Source organism: Janthinobacterium sp. UMAB-56 (assembly GCF_900095265.1).
Classification (GTDB): Bacteria; Pseudomonadota; Gammaproteobacteria; order Burkholderiales; family Burkholderiaceae_D; genus Janthinobacterium.
The window spans coordinates 284,963-303,349 of record NZ_LT607652.1 but is presented as its reverse complement, the minus strand read 5'-3'; the positions used below and the strand labels follow the sequence as shown (position 1 = coordinate 303,349).

General features: G+C 62.1%; 18 protein-coding genes. 3 read left to right on the top strand and 15 right to left on the bottom strand.

The window, feature by feature from the left end; all coding sequences use genetic code 11:
- The first annotated feature begins 2 nt into the window (after positions 1-2).
- Positions 3-470 carry a flagella synthesis protein FlgN gene (locus K0F85_RS04425; protein ID WP_219114720.1) on the top strand — a complete coding sequence of 156 codons (468 nt, stop codon included), beginning with the start codon at positions 3-5 and terminating at the stop codon, positions 468-470.
- A 63-nt stretch (positions 471-533) separates the two neighbouring features.
- On the opposite strand, the gene K0F85_RS04420 is transcribed toward K0F85_RS04425, so the two are convergent.
- The 11 genes from K0F85_RS04420 to K0F85_RS04370 form a co-directional block, all read right to left on the bottom strand.
- Positions 534-1,391, bottom strand: coding sequence for a hypothetical protein (locus K0F85_RS04420; RefSeq protein WP_219114719.1), 858 nt, complete (start codon positions 1,389-1,391; stop codon positions 534-536).
- Positions 1,392-1,463: 72 nt separating this feature from the next.
- Positions 1,464-1,826 (bottom strand): translation initiation factor Sui1, encoded by a 363-nt coding sequence (locus K0F85_RS04415; protein WP_219114718.1) that lies wholly within the window; start codon positions 1,824-1,826, stop codon positions 1,464-1,466.
- 50 nt (positions 1,827-1,876) lie between these two features.
- Positions 1,877-2,665 carry a flagellar motor protein MotD gene (gene motD, locus K0F85_RS04410; protein ID WP_219115000.1) on the bottom strand — a complete coding sequence of 263 codons (789 nt, stop codon included), beginning with the start codon at positions 2,663-2,665 and terminating at the stop codon, positions 1,877-1,879.
- Between the two features lie 5 nt (positions 2,666-2,670).
- On the bottom strand, positions 2,671-3,417 hold the full coding sequence (locus K0F85_RS04405; RefSeq protein ID WP_099377957.1) for a flagellar motor protein: 747 nt from the start codon (positions 3,415-3,417) through the stop codon (positions 2,671-2,673).
- Entirely contained in the window at positions 3,399-4,130 is a 732-nt protein-coding gene (locus K0F85_RS04400) for an RNA polymerase sigma factor FliA (protein WP_219114717.1), read from the bottom strand. The genes K0F85_RS04405 and K0F85_RS04400 overlap by 19 nt, the downstream gene beginning before the upstream one ends.
- A 45-nt stretch (positions 4,131-4,175) precedes the next feature.
- Entirely contained in the window at positions 4,176-5,039 is an 864-nt protein-coding gene (locus K0F85_RS04395) for an antiactivator of flagellar biosynthesis FleN protein (protein WP_219114716.1), read from the bottom strand.
- The gene (flhF, locus tag K0F85_RS04390) at positions 5,032-6,360 is read right to left on the bottom strand and encodes a flagellar biosynthesis protein FlhF (protein WP_034785293.1); all 1,329 of its coding nucleotides are present in this window, start codon (positions 6,358-6,360) and stop codon (positions 5,032-5,034) included. Before flhF ends, K0F85_RS04395 begins: the two co-directional genes overlap by 8 nt.
- Before the next feature lie 260 nt (positions 6,361-6,620).
- Positions 6,621-8,717, bottom strand: coding sequence for a flagellar biosynthesis protein FlhA (gene flhA, locus K0F85_RS04385; RefSeq protein WP_219114715.1), 2,097 nt, complete (start codon positions 8,715-8,717; stop codon positions 6,621-6,623).
- Positions 8,714-9,907 (bottom strand): flagellar biosynthesis protein FlhB, encoded by a 1,194-nt coding sequence (flhB, locus tag K0F85_RS04380; protein ID WP_219114714.1) that lies wholly within the window; start codon positions 9,905-9,907, stop codon positions 8,714-8,716. The genes flhA and flhB overlap by 4 nt, the downstream gene beginning before the upstream one ends.
- Positions 9,908-10,046: 139 nt before the next feature.
- A complete protein-coding gene (locus K0F85_RS04375) occupies positions 10,047-11,045 on the bottom strand; it encodes a fumarylacetoacetate hydrolase family protein (protein WP_219114713.1) in 999 nt (332 codons plus the stop codon).
- A gap of 89 nt (positions 11,046-11,134) precedes the next feature.
- Positions 11,135-11,845: a pseudouridine synthase gene (locus K0F85_RS04370; RefSeq protein WP_219114712.1), complete on the bottom strand. Its 711-nt coding sequence runs from the start codon at positions 11,843-11,845 to the stop codon at positions 11,135-11,137.
- A gap of 256 nt (positions 11,846-12,101) precedes the next feature.
- Here K0F85_RS04370 and K0F85_RS04365 point away from each other — a divergent pair, with 256 nt between their 5' ends.
- On the top strand, positions 12,102-12,479 hold the full coding sequence (locus tag K0F85_RS04365) for a hypothetical protein (RefSeq protein WP_219114711.1): 378 nt from the start codon (positions 12,102-12,104) through the stop codon (positions 12,477-12,479).
- 370 nt (positions 12,480-12,849) lie between these two features.
- On the opposite strand, the gene K0F85_RS04360 is transcribed toward K0F85_RS04365, so the two are convergent.
- The 4 genes from K0F85_RS04360 to K0F85_RS04345 form a co-directional block, all read right to left on the bottom strand.
- Entirely contained in the window at positions 12,850-13,851 is a 1,002-nt protein-coding gene (locus tag K0F85_RS04360) for a S49 family peptidase (protein ID WP_219114710.1), read from the bottom strand.
- 39 nt (positions 13,852-13,890) lie between these two features.
- Complete coding sequence (locus K0F85_RS04355; RefSeq protein ID WP_219114709.1) at positions 13,891-14,268, bottom strand: Rieske 2Fe-2S domain-containing protein; 378 nt, start codon at positions 14,266-14,268, stop codon at positions 13,891-13,893.
- The gene (locus tag K0F85_RS04350; protein ID WP_219114708.1) at positions 14,265-14,924 is read right to left on the bottom strand and encodes an HAD-IIIA family hydrolase; all 660 of its coding nucleotides are present in this window, start codon (positions 14,922-14,924) and stop codon (positions 14,265-14,267) included. Before K0F85_RS04350 ends, K0F85_RS04355 begins: the two co-directional genes overlap by 4 nt.
- A 90-nt stretch (positions 14,925-15,014) precedes the next feature.
- Positions 15,015-16,010, bottom strand: a complete 996-nt coding sequence (locus K0F85_RS04345; RefSeq protein ID WP_219114707.1) for an RluA family pseudouridine synthase — start codon at positions 16,008-16,010, stop codon at positions 15,015-15,017.
- Between the two features lie 680 nt (positions 16,011-16,690).
- Here K0F85_RS04345 and K0F85_RS28575 point away from each other — a divergent pair.
- Positions 16,691-18,387, top strand: a 1,697-nt coding sequence (locus K0F85_RS28575) for an Rne/Rng family ribonuclease (RefSeq protein WP_257572519.1), incomplete at its 3' end; no start/stop codon positions are given.

The window sequence follows — 18,387 nt, the reverse complement described above, 5'->3', positions numbered from 1 at the left end:
CCATGCAATCAGTGACTCCGTTTTCCAGCCTGCGCGACGAGCAACAGCTCATGACCACATTGCTGGCATTGATGAAAGAAGAACAGCGGCATCTGGTTGCGGCTGACATCGATGCAATCACGGAGCTCACGGCGCGCAAGACGGCGCTGGTCGGACAATTGAGCCAGTTGGCGGCGCAACGCCACCAGGCGCTGGCGGCAGCCGGTTTCACGGCCGCCGAAGCGGGCATGGAAGACTGGCTGGTCGGCGCCAACGAAGCGGAGGCGGCCCCCCTGTGGAAAGCCCTGCTCGAAACGACGCGCGAAGCCAAGGAACAAAACCGCCTGAACAGCCTGCTCGTCAACAAACACATGCTGCACACGCAAGGCGCCCTGAACGCCATGCGCCCCCCGGCCCAGAGCGGCAATTTCTACGGCCCCAGCGGCCAAGCGACGACGAACACGGCCAGCCGGCGCGTGGTGATCGGCTGATTGCCCTTCTTATCTCCCTTATTCAACAGCGATCCCCCGGCAAGGCGCAGCGGCCTTGCCACCTCAACCGTGCGCGGCGCGCCCCGCATGCTGGCGATACTTCGCCGCGATGGCTTGCGCCTTGGCGCGGGCGGTGGCCTGTTGCTCCGGCGTCAGCTCGTTTTGCAGCCAGTGCCAGTATTCATCCTGATATGGATTCGTGACGCCGGGCGCCAGGATCTCGTCATAGACGAGGCGCAGGGCCAGCAGGTAGCCATACGCTTGCGGCGCATCCTTCAGCACCACCTCGCCATCGCGCAGATACGCCATCATCAGGGTAGTCACGCTGGTGAGTTCCGCCTCGTCCGCCTGCGCCGTCAGTTGGGCGATGGCTTGCCGCTTCCATGCCTGCACCAGCGGATCGTCGGGACGGTTGCGCAGCGCGCTGCGGTCGCCGAACGGCCCTTCCGACAGGAACAGGGTGGCGGCGCCCGGCACGCCCGCCTTCGCGGCGGTGGCCAGATAGCCCAGGCGGTCCTCGCGCTGACGCTGCGTCAGGCCCGCGCACAGCTGCCGCTGGGCGGCCTTTTCGTCTGCCGTCATCTCGCGCCCCAGTTCGAATTCCAGTGCCGGCAGACGGCCTTCTGTCTCAAAAGAAATACAGTCGTCGAGCAGGTTGTAGGCCGCAGACGCGTCTTCCGGCCTGCCGCTGGCGGCCAGGCGTTCGAGCCGCTGCGCCAGGGTGAGGGGCAAGGGCGCGGCATCGGCGACCGGGCTGGCATCGATATGCATATACGATTCCAGGCTGCGTTGTGCCGGTGCGCTGGCGGCAGCGATAGCCACAGATTCCGGCGCGCCGCCGTCGGCTGAAGGCCCGTACACGAGCGCCAGCACTGCCGCGATGGCAGCGGCGATGGCGATGCCGGTCAGTTTGCTATTCATGATGAGGTGGCGCGTGTGGATGGCAAACGCACCTTAGCACAGGTGCGCGGCACAGTCCCGCACGCGCTGCGGCTAGCCGCCGGCCTTTTTCGGCTGGTGGCCCAGCTTGGCCAGTGCGGCCAGGATGGTGTCCACATGGTCGCCCTGCACTTCGATGACGCCATCCTTGACGGTGCCGCCCGAACCGCACTGCGTGCGCAGCTGCTTGCCCAGCAGGGCCAGCGCCATGGCATCCAGCGGCAAGCCCTTGACCACGGTGACGCTTTTGCCGCCGCGACCCTTGGTCTGGCGCGACACGCGCACCACGCCGTCGCCCACGGGCGCCGCTTTCGCCTGCGCCTTGCACGCGCATTGCGCCAGCGGCTGACGGCAGGCGGGACACATGCGCCCCGTTTCGGTGGAATAGACGAGACCGCCCAGGGAGCTGCTTTTCATGATGGAGAAAAAAAAGGAAAGAAGGCTGCGATTGTACCAAGCGCCGGCGGTCAATTGGCCGGCGCAGGTGCAGGCACCAGCGGCGCCGTCAGCACTTCCGTCACCGTTTCGGGGATGCCCGACAAAATCGTCACGGCGACCCGGCGGTTGCGCGCGCGCCCTTCCGGCGTGTCGTTCGGCGCCACGGGGATGTTGTCGGCGTGGCCCACGGCCGTCAGGCGCGTCGCTTGCACGCCGCTGGCGATGAACAGGCGCACCACGGCGCTGGCGCGCGCGGCCGACAGTTCCCAGTTCGAGGCGAAGCTCGAATTGCTGATCGGCTGGACATCCGTATGTCCTTCCACCTGCACGTCGTGCGTGTCATCCTTGAGCAGTACGGCCACGGCGCGCAGGGCCTGGTCCGACTCCATCGTCAAGCCTGCGGCGCCCGGGTCGAACAGCACGCTGGCATTGATTTCCACACTCACGCCGCGGCTCGTCTGCGTGACCCGCACCTTGCCTTCCTTGACCAGCGGCGCCAGGGTCGACGTCAAGTCCTGCGCCAGGCGCGTCATGTGTTCGCGCTCGCGGCGGATGGCTTCCGTGCGGCGCTTCAGGACGGGATTGGGCAGCGGAATGGCTTGCGGCGCTTCCATGACGATGGGTGGCGCGCCCTTTTCCAGGCTGAAGGCCTGGCCGATGGCATTCTGGAAGACGCGGTATTTACCCTCGTTGACTTGCGAAATCGCATACATGACGACGAAGAAGGCGAACAACAAAGTGATGAAGTCGGCGTACGAGATCAGCCAGCGGTCCTGATTGTCCGGCTCCTCGTCATACTTCCTGCGCGCGCGCCGCATCATGCTCAGTGCTCGTGCAGCAGGCTGGCCACGCGCTCTTCGATGATGCGCGTATGGTCGCCCGTGGCGATGTCGTACAGCACGGCGGCCGTGATTTCATATTGCAGCACGCGGCGCGAGACGATGGCCTTGAGTTTATTGGCCACCGGCAAAAACAGCAGATTGGCCAGGCCCACGCCATAGATGGTCGACACAAACGCCACGGCGATGCCGCTGCCCAGTTTGCTCGGGTCGGTGAGATTTTCCATCACGTGTATCAGGCCCAGCACGGCGCCCAGGATGCCGATGGTGGGCGAATAGCCGGCCGCCGATTCCCACACCTTGACGGCCTGGCGCTCGGCCATTTCGTAGGCGGAGATTTCCACGTCGAGCAACTGGCGCAGCTTGTCGGGCGCGATGCCGTCGACGATCATCCTCAAGCCCTTGGCATTGAAGCGGTCGGCCGTGTTTTCCATCAGGCGTTCGAGCGCCAGCGGGCCGTCGCGGCGCGCCGTCAAGCTCCATTGCCCGATGTCGCGCGCCAGCGCAGCGCGCGTATCAGACGGCGGCAGGAAGACCCAGCGCAGCATTTCCAGGCCGCGCACGAAGGTGCGCAGCCGCGTTTGCAGCAGCACGGCGCCGAAGGTGCCGACGATGACGATGGCAAAGGCGGCCGGCTGCAGCAGGGAGGCCATCTTGCCGCCTTCCAGTGCCTGGCCGACCAGGAGGCCCGCCAGCGCCAGCGCCAGCCCGATTACGCTGGACCAGTCCACGCCTGCTCCCTCAAGGTTGCGCGCAGGCGCGCGACGGCCTGGGTATGCAGTTGCGAGACGCGCGATTCGGAAACGCCCATCACCGCGCCGATCTCCTTCAGGTTCAGCTCTTCTTCGTAATACAGGCCCATGAGTATTTTCTCGCGTGGCGGCAGCGCGTCGATGGCATCGATCACGGATTGCCGGAAATCAGTATCAAGCAGGGAACGCAAGGGGTCGCTGTCCTCGTCCACGCAATGGCGGTCGAGGAAGCTGTCATTGCCGTCCGGGTCATGAAAGTCTTCGTAGTACACGAGCTGGTGGCCGCCGCCGTCGCCCAGCATTTCCTGGTAGTCGGTCAGCGACATTTTCAGCAATTTCGCCACTTCCGACTCCGTCGGCGGGTGGCCGAGGCGCTGCTGCAGGGTGCTCATCGCCTCCTCGATCTTGCGCATGTTCTGGCGCATGCTGCGCGGCAGCCAGTCGCTGGTGCGCAATTCGTCGAGCATGGCGCCGCGGATGCGCAGCACGGCATACGTCTCGAACTGCGCGCCATGCGTTTCTTCATAGCGGGTAATGGCATCGAGCAGGCCGATCATGCCAGCCTGGATCAGGTCGTCGACCTCGACCGAAGGCGGCAATTTTGCCTTCATATGGTACGCCAGACGCTTCACCAGCGGAATGTGCTCCGTCAGCAAATAGTCCTTGTTCGATTTCCCTTTGACCGTATACATAGGCTGCTTATTGTTTTCTCGTCTTATCTGATGCTACGGTTGCTTTCAGGCGCTGAACTGGTGCGGGCTCCCCGTCTGGTACAAGGTGCCACCAAGCACCGGCGCCGCCGAACGGGCCAGCCGCTCGGCCAGTCCGCGAAACGCCACCGACGCTCCCGCCAGCGGAAAGGCATCGACCACGCTGCGGCCCAGCCGCGCCGCGCGGTGCAGATACTCATCGGCAGGCACCGAACCCATCGAGGTCAGTTTCACGGCCAGGTAGCGGCTCGCCGCCTGCGCCATATTATCGTATACCACTTTTGCCTCGGATTCGGAAGCGCCGGTGACAAGAATGCCGAACGGACGCCGTCCCAGCTCCTGGCTCAGGCGCTTGATCAGGCAGTACGCCGCCTTGATCGAGGTGGCGCTGGTCGAGACCTGCACCACGATATCGGATGTCGCCATCAGCGGCACGGGGAAGCAATCGCCCGCGTCGGCCATGACGCCATCGACCAGCACGATGCCGCTCTGGCGCGCCAGCACGTCGAAAGTCTTGCCCAGGCGGCGCAGTTCGTCCTCGCCCGCATAATCCATGCTGTCCATCAAGTGGTTGCGCGCACCCAGGCTGGCCACGCCAAAACCTTGCGGCACCTGGTGGATGACCTGGTTCAAGCCGCACTGCTGGCGTGCCACGTCGCGCAGGCTGGCGCCATGCGCCAGTCCCAGGCGCGCTGCCACGCCATCGCTGCCGCCGCTGGCGTCGAGCAGCAGCACGTCATTGCCGCCGTAGGCCAGCGAGGCGCCCAGGTTGACCAACATGGCGCCCTTGTCATCCTGCGGCGTGGCCGAGAGGAACGTCATGACGCGCGGCTGCGGGCCGGCCAGCATGCGGCGCAAGCCTTCGGCCTGATCGAAATCAAAATTAGCCAAGGTGCACCCCGCGCGCTTCATTGTTGCGGGCGGCCGCCTGCGCCATCAGCAGCGGCAGTTCGGCATCAGAAAACTGCGTCGCCGCCGCATCGCGTTTGAGCTTGAAGGCGCGGTCGATCAGGTAGCCGCGGTCGGCCAGGTACAGGTCTTCCGGCACGCGCTGGCCGTTCGACACATAAAACAGGTTCAGCTTCTGGCGGATCACCACGTCGAGCACATTGCCGATCGAAGCCGCTTCATCGAGCTTGGTCATGATGCAGCCGGCCAGGCCGCTGCCCTGGTAGGCGCGCACCACTTCATTGAGGGTTTCCTGGGTCGCCGTGGAGTTCAGGCACAGCAGACGTTTCACGTCGGCGCCGGCGCCCGACAGCATGGCCACCTGTTCCGTCACCATCTGGTCGCGCTGGCTCACGCCCACCGTATCGATCAGCACCGTGTGCTTGTTCTTCAATTCTTTCAGGGCGATGCGCAAGTCCGCCTCATCCTTCACCGAATGCACCATCACGCCGAGGATCTTGCCGTAGATGCGCAGCTGTTCATGCGCGCCGATACGATAGGCGTCCGTGGTAATCAGGGCCAGCTTTTCCGGGCCGTGGCGCATCACGCAGCGGGCCGCCAGCTTGGCCGTGCTGGTGGTCTTGCCGACACCGGTCGGGCCCACCAGGGCAAATACGCCGCCCTGCTCCAGCATGGCGTCTTCATTGGCGACCGTATTCAGGTTACGGCTGAGGACAGTCTTGATCCAGCGCATGCTTTGCGCGCCATCGAGGCCGGCGGGCAGTTTGTCGATCAGGTAGCGCGCCAGGCTGGCGGAAAAACCGGCGGCCAGCATTTCGCGCAGCACGACGGCTTTTTGCGGCTCGCGCTGCTGCGTCGAGCCCCAGGAGATTTCCGCCAGCTGGGTTTCCATCATGCCGCGCATGGCGCGGATCTCATTCATCATGCCGCTCATTTCGGCGGCGGCGTTCTCTTTGACGTGCGCCAGCGCGCTGGCCATCATCTGTTGCATGCGGGCCATGTCCACTGGCTCGGAGGCAGCCTGGCGCGGCGCGGCAGGACGTGGCGCGGCCGGGCGCTGGGCCGGGGCGGCCGGACGCTGCGGCGTGGCGAACTGGGTCTGCAACTGGGGACGCGGCTGGGCCATTTCGGACGCTGCCGGCGGCGAAGCCAGCGAAGCGGCATCGTCATTGGCCAGCGCGAGGATTTCCACCACGCCATCGGCCTGGCGGTTCGACAGGATCACGGCATCGGGGCCCAGCGCTTCGCGCACCTTGCGCAGCGCATCGCGCGACGAGGCGCCCGTAAATTTCTTCACATTCATGACCGGCCTCCCAAGGCGGGGGTGGCGCAATATTGGCTGAACTGTGTGACCATCATCGACTCCTGTTGCTTGGGTGCTGTCTTCCTCATGGACACAGATCACCCGGACAGTTTCTATTATTAGCGATGCTTGCAGGAAATGATCGAAGGAACAGGACGGGAAAGTACCCGTTATTCAGTTTGCCAGCAGGAAAGTGATGCTGAAAGTCAAAATTTGGGGCGCCGTTCGCGCGAGAGCGGCGCCCGATACATATTGAATAACTATTGTGCGCCCACCAGGCTGGTGACGCGGATGGTCTTGGTTTCCGGCACTTCCGCATGCGACAGCACTTTGAGCTGCGGCAGGGCGCGGCGCAGGAAGCGCGACAGCAAGGCGCGCAGCGGCGCCGGCACCAGCAGCACGGGCGTCAGTCCCAGCGCTTCCTGCTGCTGCGCCGCCAGGCCCGCCTGGTGCGCGATGGTATCGGCCAGGCCCGGCTCGATGCCGGCACCATCGCCGCCATTGCCCATCGCTTGCATCAGCAGGCGCTCGAGGCGGCTGTCGAGGGTCATCACGGACAGTTCGGCCGCGCCGGGGAATAATTGCTGCACGATGGCGCGGCCCAGTGCCACGCGCACCAGCGCCGTCAGGTCGTTCGGGTCTTGCGTACTGACCGTGTGCTCGGCCAGGGTTTCGATGATGCTGCGCATGTCGCGGATGTGCACGCCCTCGGCCAGCAGATTCTGCAGCACCTTTTGCAGGGTCGACAGGGACAGCATCTTCGGCACCAGATCTTCCACCAGGCGCGGCGCATCCTTGCCCAGGTGGTCGAGCAGGGACTGCACTTCCGCGCGGCCCAGCAGCTCGGAAGCGTGCGAAGTGATCAGGTGGTTCAAGTGCGTGGCCACCACGGTGCCCGCATCGACGACCGTGTAGCCCATCGATTGGGCCTGGTCGCGCATGCTGGCGTCGATCCAGGTGGCCGGCAAGCCGAAGGCGGGGTCGTTCGTGGCAAGGCCCGGCAAGGTGCCGCTGGCCATGCCGGGGTTGATGGCCAGGAACTGGCCGTTGAATGCTTCGCCCACGCCCACTTCCACGCCCTTGAGGGTAATGCGGTAGGCGGACGGTTTGAGCTCCAGGTTGTCGCGGATATGCACGGGCGGCGCCAGGAAACCCACTTCCTGGGCGAATTTCTTGCGGATGCCCTTGATGCGCTTGAGCAGCTCCCCACCCTGCGTCTTGTCGACCAGGGGAATCAAACGGTAGCCCACTTCCAGGCCCAGGGTATCGACAGGCAAGATATCTTGCCAGCTGGCTTCTTCCTGCTCGGGCGCGACGGTCGCTTGCGGGGCTTCGGCCGGCGTTTCCGCCGCCACCTTTTCCTGCTTGCGCTTCTTGCTGATCAAATATGCGGAACCGGCCAGCAGCGAAGCGAGCAGGATGAAGACCATGTTCGGCATGCCGGGAATCAGACCCATGCCACCGATGATGCCGGCGGTAATGTACAGCACTTGCGGTTTCGCAAACAATTGCCCCACCAGCTGAGTGCCGATGTCCTGTTCGCTGGCCACGCGCGAGACGACGATACCGGCTGCCGTGGAAATGATCAGCGAAGGAATCTGTGCAACCAGGCCGTCACCGATGGCCAGCAAGGTGTAATTCTTGAGCGCATCGGCAAAGCCCATGTCGTGCTGCAGCAAGCCCACCAGCAGGCCGCCGATGATATTGATCACGGTGACCATGATGCCGGCGATGGCATCGCCGCGCACGTATTTGCTGGCACCGTCCATGGCGCCATAGAATTCCGCTTCCTGCGCCACTTCCGTGCGGCGGCGGCGCGCCTCGTCTTCGCCGATCAGGCCGGCATTCAGGTCGGCATCGATGGCCATCTGCTTGCCGGGCATGGCGTCCAGCGCGAAGCGGGCGCCCACCTCGGCGATACGGCCCGCACCCTTGGTCACGACGGTAAAGTTGATGATCGTCAAAATGATAAACACCACGATACCGACCGTGTAATTACCGCCGATCAGGAAGTGACCGAATGCCTCAATCACTTTACCGGCCGCGTCGGCGCCCGTATGGCCTTCCGTCAGCACCACGCGCGTGGACGCCACGTTCAGCGACAGGCGCAGCATGGTCGATACCAGCAGGATGGTCGGGAACGCCATGAAGTCGAGCGGCTTGACCGTGTACAGCGCCGTCAGCAGCACGATGATGGATAGCGCGATATTGAAACTGAAGAAAATATCGAGGATGAAGGCCGGCAGCGGCAACACCATCATCGACAGCAGCATGATGATGATGATAGGCGCGGCGATGCCCTTGCTGGCGTTGTTGCCCATTCCGCTGAGCCAGGCTGGCAATCTCAGGCCGTTCATGGTGTACTTCCTTTATTCTTGTCTGCCGCGCCAGCTGCGGGCGGGTTCTGCGATGCGGGGTTCTGCGGGTCAAGCTCGGGTGGCACGTCGAGTTTTTTCGGCTTGTCGGGACGCTCGCCCTGGCCCTTGCCGTAGCTGCGCAGCTGGAACACATACGCCAGCACTTCGGCCACGGCGCCATACAGCGCCTCGGGAATCTCGTCGCCGATGTCGGTATGCTTGTACAGCGCACGCGCCAGGGCCGGCGCTTCCAGGATGGCGACCTTGTGCTCGCCGGCCAGTTCGCGGATCTTCGCCGCCACCTCGTCGACACCCTTGGCCACCACCTGCGGCGCGCCGCGCGAATTCTCGCCGTATTTCAGGGCCACCGCGTAGTGGGTAGGATTGGTCACCACCACGTCGGCCGTCGGCACGTCGGCCATCATGCGGCGGCGCGACATTTCATGCTGCATCTGGCGTATCTTCGCCTTGATCTGCGGATTGCCGTCCGACTCCTTCGACTCTTGCTTGACTTCCTGCAAGGACATTTTCATCTTGTTGGCGTAGTGCCACATCTGGTAGGGCCCGTCGATGGCGGCGATCAGGCCCAGCGCACCGACGATCAGCAGGAAGGCCGTGATCAGCAGGCTGATCAGATGGGCCGAACCGGCGCGCAAGGATTCGACCGACAAGCCCAGCACGGCGTCCTTTTCATGCTGCATCACCATCCAGGCGACGACGCCGACGACGAGGGTCTTGGCGATGGCCTTGAGCAATTCCACCAAGGCATTCTTCGATACCATATTGCCCAGGCCGCGAATCGGGTTGAGCTTGCCAAAATTGGGGGTGAAAGCCTTGGAACTGAACAACCAGCCGCCCACCAGCACGGGCGACGCCAGCGCGACGAGCATGATGGCCACCGCGTACGGCAGGCAAGTCAGCAAGACCGAGCCCACGTCGTAGCCGATGCGCAACATCATCGCGTCGGGATTGAGTATCTGCGCGCGATCCAGCGTCAGGCCTGACACCATGACGGCCATCAGCCGCCGCACGATGGCATCGCCGGCAAACCACAGGCAGCAGCCGGACGCCATCAACACCGTAAACGTTGCCACTTCACGCGAACGCGGAACGTCGCCTTCCTCACGCGCCTGCTCGAGGCGCTTCGGTGACGCGGCTTCGGTCTTTTCTGCGTCGCTGTCTTCCGACATCAATCAACTCCGGTGAAGTCCTGCGGCCTGGCTAGGCGCAATACGGACTGGGCATGACGCATTATCGGTTCAATCCCCACAAGGCCATCAAGGGAGAAGGGGGACTAATGCCCTGCTTTTCCTTTGCTCCGCAGAAACCTTAGCGGGACTTGCGCGCTTCAAGCTGTTTCACGTTTTGTTCTATCGCGCCAAACAGCGACTTGCCATCATCGCCCAGCATCTCCAGCCGGAGCACATCACCAAACAGCAGGAATGGCGTGCTGGCGCCGCCATCGGCGATCATCTCCTGGTTACGTCGCTCAACGATGCTGGAAAATCCCTTCTTGACTTCCTTGTTGGCGATGCCGCCCGCGCTGACCACGCTGCCGGCGCGCGCGTTGCGCGTCTGGCACAGATGGGCGAGCAATTGCGGGTAATTGAACGCCATGTCAGCGCCCGCGTGGGGCTGGCCCGTCAACTTGCCGTTCAGGCTGCAGCGCAGGGCGTAATGCACCTTGCCACCGCGCCAGGCGTCGCCCAGTTCGTCGGGCGTGATGGCCACCGGTGAGCAAGCCATGGCCGGCTTGGCTTGCAGGAAGCCGTAGCCACTGGCCTGCTCGTCGGGCGCCAGATTGCGCAGGGTAATATCGTTGACCAGCATCAGCAGCTTGATGTTCAGATGTGCCTGGTCGGGCGTCGAGCCCTTGGCCACGTCGTCCGTGATGACGGCGATGCCCGCTTCGTAATCGATACCCCACTGTTCGTGCGCCAGGGTGATGTCATCGTGGGCACCGAGGAAATCGTCGCTGGCGCCCTGGTACAGGCGCGGCGCTTCGCGCAAATTGGCGGGCGCCTCGCTGCCTGCCGCCTTGCAGGCCCGCTCGATCTGCTGCAGATAGGACGCGCCAGCCACGCGCAGGCTGCTGCGCGGCAAGGGCGCCATGCAATTGGCCGGGTCGAATTCGAAGGCGCGATGGCCACGGCCGCTATTGAGGGTCTGGTACAGCAAGTCCAGCTGGGGCGCGATGAAGCTCCAGTCGTCGAGCGCCTTTTGCAGGGTCGAGGCAATGCCGTCGGCCAAGTGGGCCGTTTTCAAGTCGCGCGAGACGACAGCCAGCTGGCCATCGCGCGTGCCATCCTTCAGGGTAGCTAATTTCATGTGCGGGAAACTTCGTCAAATGCAGGCAATGGAGGCTAAAGACGCCAAAAAGCCGGGAGATTCCCGGCTTTGGCGCGATGAAGAGGAAATCAGGCCAGGAGGGCGATCTGCTCGGGAGTCAGGTAGCACCACTCGCCTTCGGCGATGCCCAGCGACTCCAGGGTCAGGCTGCCGATGGCCGAACGGTGCAGCGCGCTGCAATGGTTGCCGGCGGCAGCCAGCATGCGCTTGACCTGGTGGTACTTGCCTTGCTCGAGCACGATTTCCAGCTGGAATTCTCCGCGCTGAACGCACACGAGGGCGGCCAGCGGCGCCGGTTCGTCGTGCAATTGCACGCCGGCCAATAGCTGCGCCACCAGTTCATCGGTTACGGGCTCCTGCGTGGTGGCTTGGTAAATCTTCGGAACGTGACGCTTCGGCGACGATTGCGCATGGATAAATGGGCCATCGTCGGACATCAGGAGCATGCCGGTCGTGTCGTGGTCGAGCCGGCCGACGGGCTGGACTTCGCGCCAGGTGAATTGTTCCGGCAACAGGGTCAAGACGCCAGGATGATGGCTGGGTTTGCGCGAACATTCGAAATTGGCAGGTTTGTTCAGCGCCAGGTACAGCTGCGCGCGGTAAACCCACTCTTCTTCAAACACATGCAGCACCAGGCCTTCGGTCTCGACGGTGGTGCGGTAATTGGTCTGGGTGACGCCATCGATGACGACATCGCCATCTTCGATGAGGGAACGACAATATTTACGGGTGCCAAAACCCTGCGATTGCAGGATGCGGTCTAGGGATAATTTACTCATGGGCGTGACTTTACCAGAAGCGGCTGGCAGCGTGAAGCGGCGACACCTGGCGCCTGCGCGGCGGTACAAGCGGCACGAAACCTTAGAGCAAGCAGAAATACCAAAAAGAACAAGGTGAGATTTGGCGAGAAATGGCTGATTCCTTTGAGATAAATCAAGCGCTCGGAATATCGCATTGATAGACTGAAACTTCGTTAGGAATCCGCCTAACGCACTTTAGGAATAATAACCAGGCAACCACTGACAAGGACATCGTATGAAGCATACCGATACCATCGCCTTACAAGGCAGCATCACCGACATGCGCCAACGCATCGCTGCAGAACAGGCGGCCATGCATAAAGTCCAGCTCGGCGTGGCGCGCTGGAGCAATGCCCCGACACCGCAGGAGGCGGACGCGCCACCATCGCCGGCAAGCCAAACGCACTGGCATGCAGAGGCGCAATGCCATTTCATGTGCTGGCTGGAACTGGGCGGTTTTGCCTACGCGGATGCGACTGCCGAGAAAGAAAGCGCGCCCGCCATGGCGGAGCTGCCGCCCGACAGCAGTTCCAGCGCCAACGCGGCAGCAGCGCCAGCACGACAGGCAAGCGCCCGCCCCCAGCCAGTGCACTGCAACGGCTGCGCCGTCTGAGCGCGGCTCACCCGAACAGCCATGCCCCGCCCTCGCATGCCTTGCACGCACGCCCATCCCCATCCGTGGACACCGCGCCATCGAGCACGCACGACGCACAAAAGGAAACGGCGGCATTGCGCCGCCGCTTCCAAGCCCCAACGGGACTTTAGTGAGGAATGTAAATTCACTCAAAACCACATCTGCGATGCGGCGAGTAGCTCCAAGACCTGCTGATCAAGTTAGTACTGACAACATAATTAATATATCGCCCCTCCTTGAAAAGAACTACGCTTTCACTATAGCCCAAGCAGCCCCATTTTCAAGCCAATTTGCCATCTTAATGAAAATCGTTCTCGACTGGCTTGCCAGCCAGCCAAGAGTGATATCCTCAGCGCAACGCCGGTTGTGACTGCTGCACGGCCGCCTTCATGGCGCCGGCGCCCATGGCGGCACCAAACTTCTTCAGCACCCGTTCCGGCAAGCCTTCATGCTGCGTGTAATCGACGATGTCTTCCGCCTTGACGACATCGCGCGCCACGCTGTCGACCGTGCCGAAATCGTCGGCCAGACCCATTTCCACGGCTTTCGCGCCCGTCCAGTACAGGCCGGAGAAGGTATCGGCCGTTTCCTTCAGGCGCTTGCCCCGTCCCGCACGCACCACCTCGATGAATTGCTGGTGAATTTCATTGAGCATGCCTTGCGCATACGCCTTGTGTTTTTCACTCAAGGGGCTGAACGGGTCCATGAAGCCCTTGTTTTCGCCCGCCGTCAGCAAACGGCGCTCGACGCCGACCTTTTCCATCACGCCCGTAAAGCCGAAGCCATCCATCAGCACGCCGATGGAACCGACCACGCTGGCCTTGTTGACGTAGATGCGGTCGGCGGCGGCGGCGATGTAATAGCCACCCGAGGCGCACATTTCATCGACCACCACATACAAGGGCTTGTCAGGATAGCCCTTGCGCAGGCGCTGCATCTCATCGACGATCATACCGGCCTGCACGGGACTGCCGCCCGGACTATTAATATGCAGCACCACGGCCACGGAACCGGCATCGGAAAACGCCTTGTCCAATGCGGGGATGACGACGGCGGCCGAGCCGCTGCCTTCGGACTCGATGGCGCCACTGATGTCGATCAGGGCCGTGTGGCGGCCCAGGGTCTCGCTGTCGTCGGCCGTGTTGTAATCATAGAATACCCACAGGGCGAACAGCACGATCAGCAGGCCGAAGACCTTGAAGAAGATGCTCCAGCGGCGGTGTGCGCGTTGCTCTTGCAAAGTGGCAAATACCAGCTTTTCCAGCACGTCGCGCTCCCAGTTTCCCGCAGGGGCGCCGTGGCCGGCGCCTGGCGCTCTGCTGTCCAGCTTGTCATTCGTGTTATCGCTCATGGTTCACTTTACTTAAATTACAGAAGGCCTGCCCTTGCCTCAGGCCGACAGTGGCTGGACATACTCGTCGGGTTGCCAGTACAGCTGACCATCGCGCTCGGACACGGCAATCGGACGCAAGCGCCCCCCCTTGCAGGGACCGCCCGCGCACAGGCCGCTTTCCGGCACATAGATGGCGCCATGCGTCGAACACATCAGGTACAAGCCGCTGGACTCGAAAAACTCGCCCTCGGCCCAGTCCAGTTCGATGGGCACGTGGGCGCAGCGGTTCAGGTAACCATACGCCTTGCCGCCATGGCGCACGACAAAGCCGGTGGTCGCTTCGCCGGCAGCCGAGACGGGAAAGCGCACGCCCTTGCCGCCATCGGCCACGGCGTCGGCGGCGCAAATGAAAATGTCGACAACATCACCCATCATGCGTGCTCGCTCAGCCATTGATGCAGATCAGCCACCGTGGCGGCCGAATACAGGGGATTACAGGCCTGCAACTGCTCCACCGGATGCGCTCCATACTCTACGGCAATACTGGCCGCACCTGCATTGCTTGCCATCAACAAATCATGACTGGTGTCGCCGATCATCACGGTGCGGCGCATATCCTGCCCCAGTTCGCGCGTCAGCTCCTGCAGCATGGCCGGATGGGGCTTGGAAAAAGTTTCATCGGCGCAGCGCGTCGCATCAAACAGCGACAGCAGCCTGACGGCATTCAAGGAGCGGTTCAGGCCGACGCGGCTCTTGCCCGTGGCGACGGCAAGAAAATAGGCTTGCTGCGACAATTCCTGCAGCATCTCGTGCACGCCGGGAAACAGCGCCAGTTCGTGGTCACGCGACAGATAGTGATAACGGTAGCGTTCCGCCATGCGCGCATGGTATTTCGGTTCCACGTCGGGCATCACCAGCTGCATCGCTTCCTGCAAGCCCAGGCCGATCACGTGCGAAGCCAGCAACTCGGTGGGAATTGGCAAGCCCAGGTCTTTGGCCGAAGCCTGAATGCACTTGACGATGGTCGAGGTACTGTCTATCAAGGTACCGTCCCAATCGAAAACGATCAGATCAAATTGCTTTCTTGCCATGTTTCCCGACGGCATAGCCGGCGGCTCCTTGAGAATGAATGATGGCGACTGACTACCTTATGAGTAGTGTGACGCGCACATGGTGGATATTTAGCGTGCGGCAACGGCCAAGGGTTTGCCCAAGCTTACCAAGAAACGCTCGCATTCGGCGGCCAGCGGCGCGTTCAGGGTCATCGTCTTGCCCGTCTCCGGATGCGTAAACGTGATCTGGTGCGCGTGCAGGAACATCCGTTTCAGGGCGCCGCGCGTGCTGTCGGCTTTCAACAGGGCACGGTTGAGGCCAAAGTCGCCATATTTATCGTCGCCGGCGATGGGGAAACCGGACGAGGACAGATGCACGCGAATCTGGTGTGTGCGCCCCGTCTTCAATTCCGCTTCCAGCAAGGCGAAGTTGTGATATTTATGCAACAGTGAAAACACCGTGTGCGACGCCAGGCCGTCAGCCTGCACGGCCACCCGGCGTTCGCCTTCGGCCGTCGTATATTTATGCAGCGGCAACTTGATATGCTGGCGCGCATTCTTCCAGTCGCCAGCCACCAGCACCAGGTAGCGCTTGTCCGTGACGCCGTCGCGCATCTGCTCGTGCAAATTCGTCAAGGCCGTACGCTTCTTGGCCAGCAACAGCAAGCCGGACGTGTCGCGGTCCAGGCGGTGTACCAGTTCCAAAAACTTGGCGTCGGGGCGCGAAGCGCGCAATTGCTCGATCACGCCGAACGAGACGCCCGAGCCGCCATGCACGGCCACGCCGGCCGGCTTGTCGATGACGAGCAGTTGCGCATCTTCAAAAATGATCTTGAATTCGGCGGCCGGCGCACCCGTGGGCGCCTTTTCGGCCACGCGCACGGGAGGAATACGCACCACGTCGCCGGCGGCGAGACGGTACAACTGATCGATACGGCCTTTATTAACCCGCACTTCTCCCGATCGCAATATCCGGTAGATGTGGCTTTTAGGCACTCCCTTGCACACTCTTAATAAGTAGTTGTCGATGCGCTGGCCTGCTTCTTCCTCGGCAATCGTTACGAATTGGGCTTGCGGCTGAACCGGGGGTGTTGAAGGGGGAACAACATCATTTTGACTCTTCATTTACTATGTCTTCCCAGAAATCTCTCTAAGTCCTTCATTTTGAATATATAATTGTTTTTGCTGCGGCCCTGGCTGCTGCGAGTGTAAGAATAAAAGCACATTTTACACAGGGGCGTCTCCACCGGCCTCGCCAAATTGCAAATTCGGTGGAAAAAAATGTATATGCACCATCGCTGCGCGAATCAAGGTTGCACCGTAGTTGTAATCGGATAACGCGTGGAGATGCAGAAGTGAGTGTGGGATTATAAGGATAAGTACCCGTTAGCGCGACTTATCGAGTCGGGCTCGCGGGTTGATGAAGTTGATAACGCTTGCCGTTTTCGCCAAACCCCGTATGCGGCCACCTGAGGTTGTCGATGAATAGGCTGAGGCCAAGCCTCGCCATCGCGATCCCTGTAATGAGCCGGCTAACGATTTGGCTCTGAATTTGCTGACCACTTGCATTCTCTGCCCCCGACCTCCGGGCTGTTTCAGATGCGTTGCAGGTGTCCTGTGCACTCGGCATGACGATCGACCTCACCGCGCCTGTTGCGGCCGTAACGTATACCTCGTACGCGTTGTTGCTCCGCACGCTAAGGCATTTCCCCCGCCAGCACTCCCGTTCTCGCATATATCCCTGTACTTTCGCCGCTTCCCCGGAAGCGGCTTTGAGATGGCCTACGGGTCGCGGAGTTATAAAAATGAAACGCATGTTGTTTAATGCCACGCAGCAAGAAGAACTGCGCGTAGCGATTGTCGACGGACAAAAACTGATCGACATCGATATCGAGACAGCCGGGCGCGAACAGCGCAAATCCAACATCTACAAGGGCGTCATCACGCGCATCGAGCCATCGCTCGAAGCGTGCTTCGTCAGCTATGGCGAAGACCGCCACGGCTTCCTGCCTTTCAAGGAAGTTGCCCGCACGTACTTCCGCGAAGGCGTGGATGTGCGTAACGCTTCCGTCAAGGAAGCGCTGCGCGAAGGCCAGGAAATCATGGTCCAGGTGGAAAAAGAAGAGCGCGGCAACAAGGGCGCCGCCCTGACTTCCTTCGTCTCGCTGGCCGGCCGTTACCTGGTCTTGATGCCGAACAACCCGCGTGGCGGTGGCGTATCGCGCCGCGTGGAAGGTGAAGAGCGCCAGGAATTGCGCGAAACCATGGATAAACTGGACTTGCCTGCTGGCATGTCCGTCATTGCCCGCACGGCCGGCATCGGCCGCAACGTCGATGAACTGCAGTGGGACTTGAATTACCTGATGCAACTGTGGCGCGCCATCGAGGGTGCCGGCAAGTCGGCCAACGGCGCTTTCCTGATCTACCAGGAATCCTCGCTCGTCATCCGCGCCATCCGCGACTACTTCCAGCCCGACATCGGCGAAATCCTGATCGACACCGACGAAATCTACGACCAGGCGCACCAGTTCATGAGCCACGTGATGCCCGACATGGTGCACCGCGTAAAACGCTACAGCGACGACGTGCCGCTGTTCTCGCGCTTCCAGATCGAACACCAGATTGAAACGGCGTACAGCCGCACCGTGCCGCTGCCATCGGGCGGCGCCATCGTGATCGACCATACCGAAGCGCTGGTGTCCGTCGACGTCAACTCGGCCCGCGCCACGCGCGGCTCGGACATCGAGACCACCGCCTTCAACACCAACTGCGAAGCGGCCGAAGAAGTGGCCCGCCAGTTGCGTTTGCGCGACTTGGGCGGCTTGATCGTCATCGACTTCATCGACATGGAAGTGGCAAAAAACCAGCGCGAAGTGGAACAGCGCCTGAAAGATGCGCTGCACCATGACCGTGCCCGTGTACAAATGGGCAAGATCTCCCGCTTCGGCCTGATGGAACTGTCGCGCCAGCGCCTGCGCCCTTCGCTGTCCGAAGGTTCGCACGTGACGTGCCCGCGCTGCTCCGGCACCGGCCACATCCGCGATACGGAATCGTCCGCCCTGCAGGTGCTGCGCATCATCCAGGAAGAGGCGATGAAGGAAAACTCGGCCACCATCCACGTGCAAGTGCCCGTGGACGTGGGCGCCTTCCTGCTCAACGAAAAGCGCGGCGAAGTGCTGAAGATCGAGAACCGCCACCGCATCGCCGTGATCCTGATCCCGAACAAGCATCTGGAAACGCCACACTACAAGCTGGAACGCATCAAGCACGACGATCCGCGTCTGGAAGACAGCCAAGCCAGCTACAACCTGGCCGAAAGCGCTGAAACCGACATGGCTTACAGCAAGCGCCAGAAGGAAGAAGCCAAGCCGCGCCAGGAAGCCGTCGTCAAGACGATCACCCCTGACCAGCCGGCACCGCTGGTCGAGCGCAAGCCTGTCGAAGCGAAACCGGCTCCGGTGGCCGCGCCTGCCGCACCGCAAGGCCTGATCGCCAAGATCAT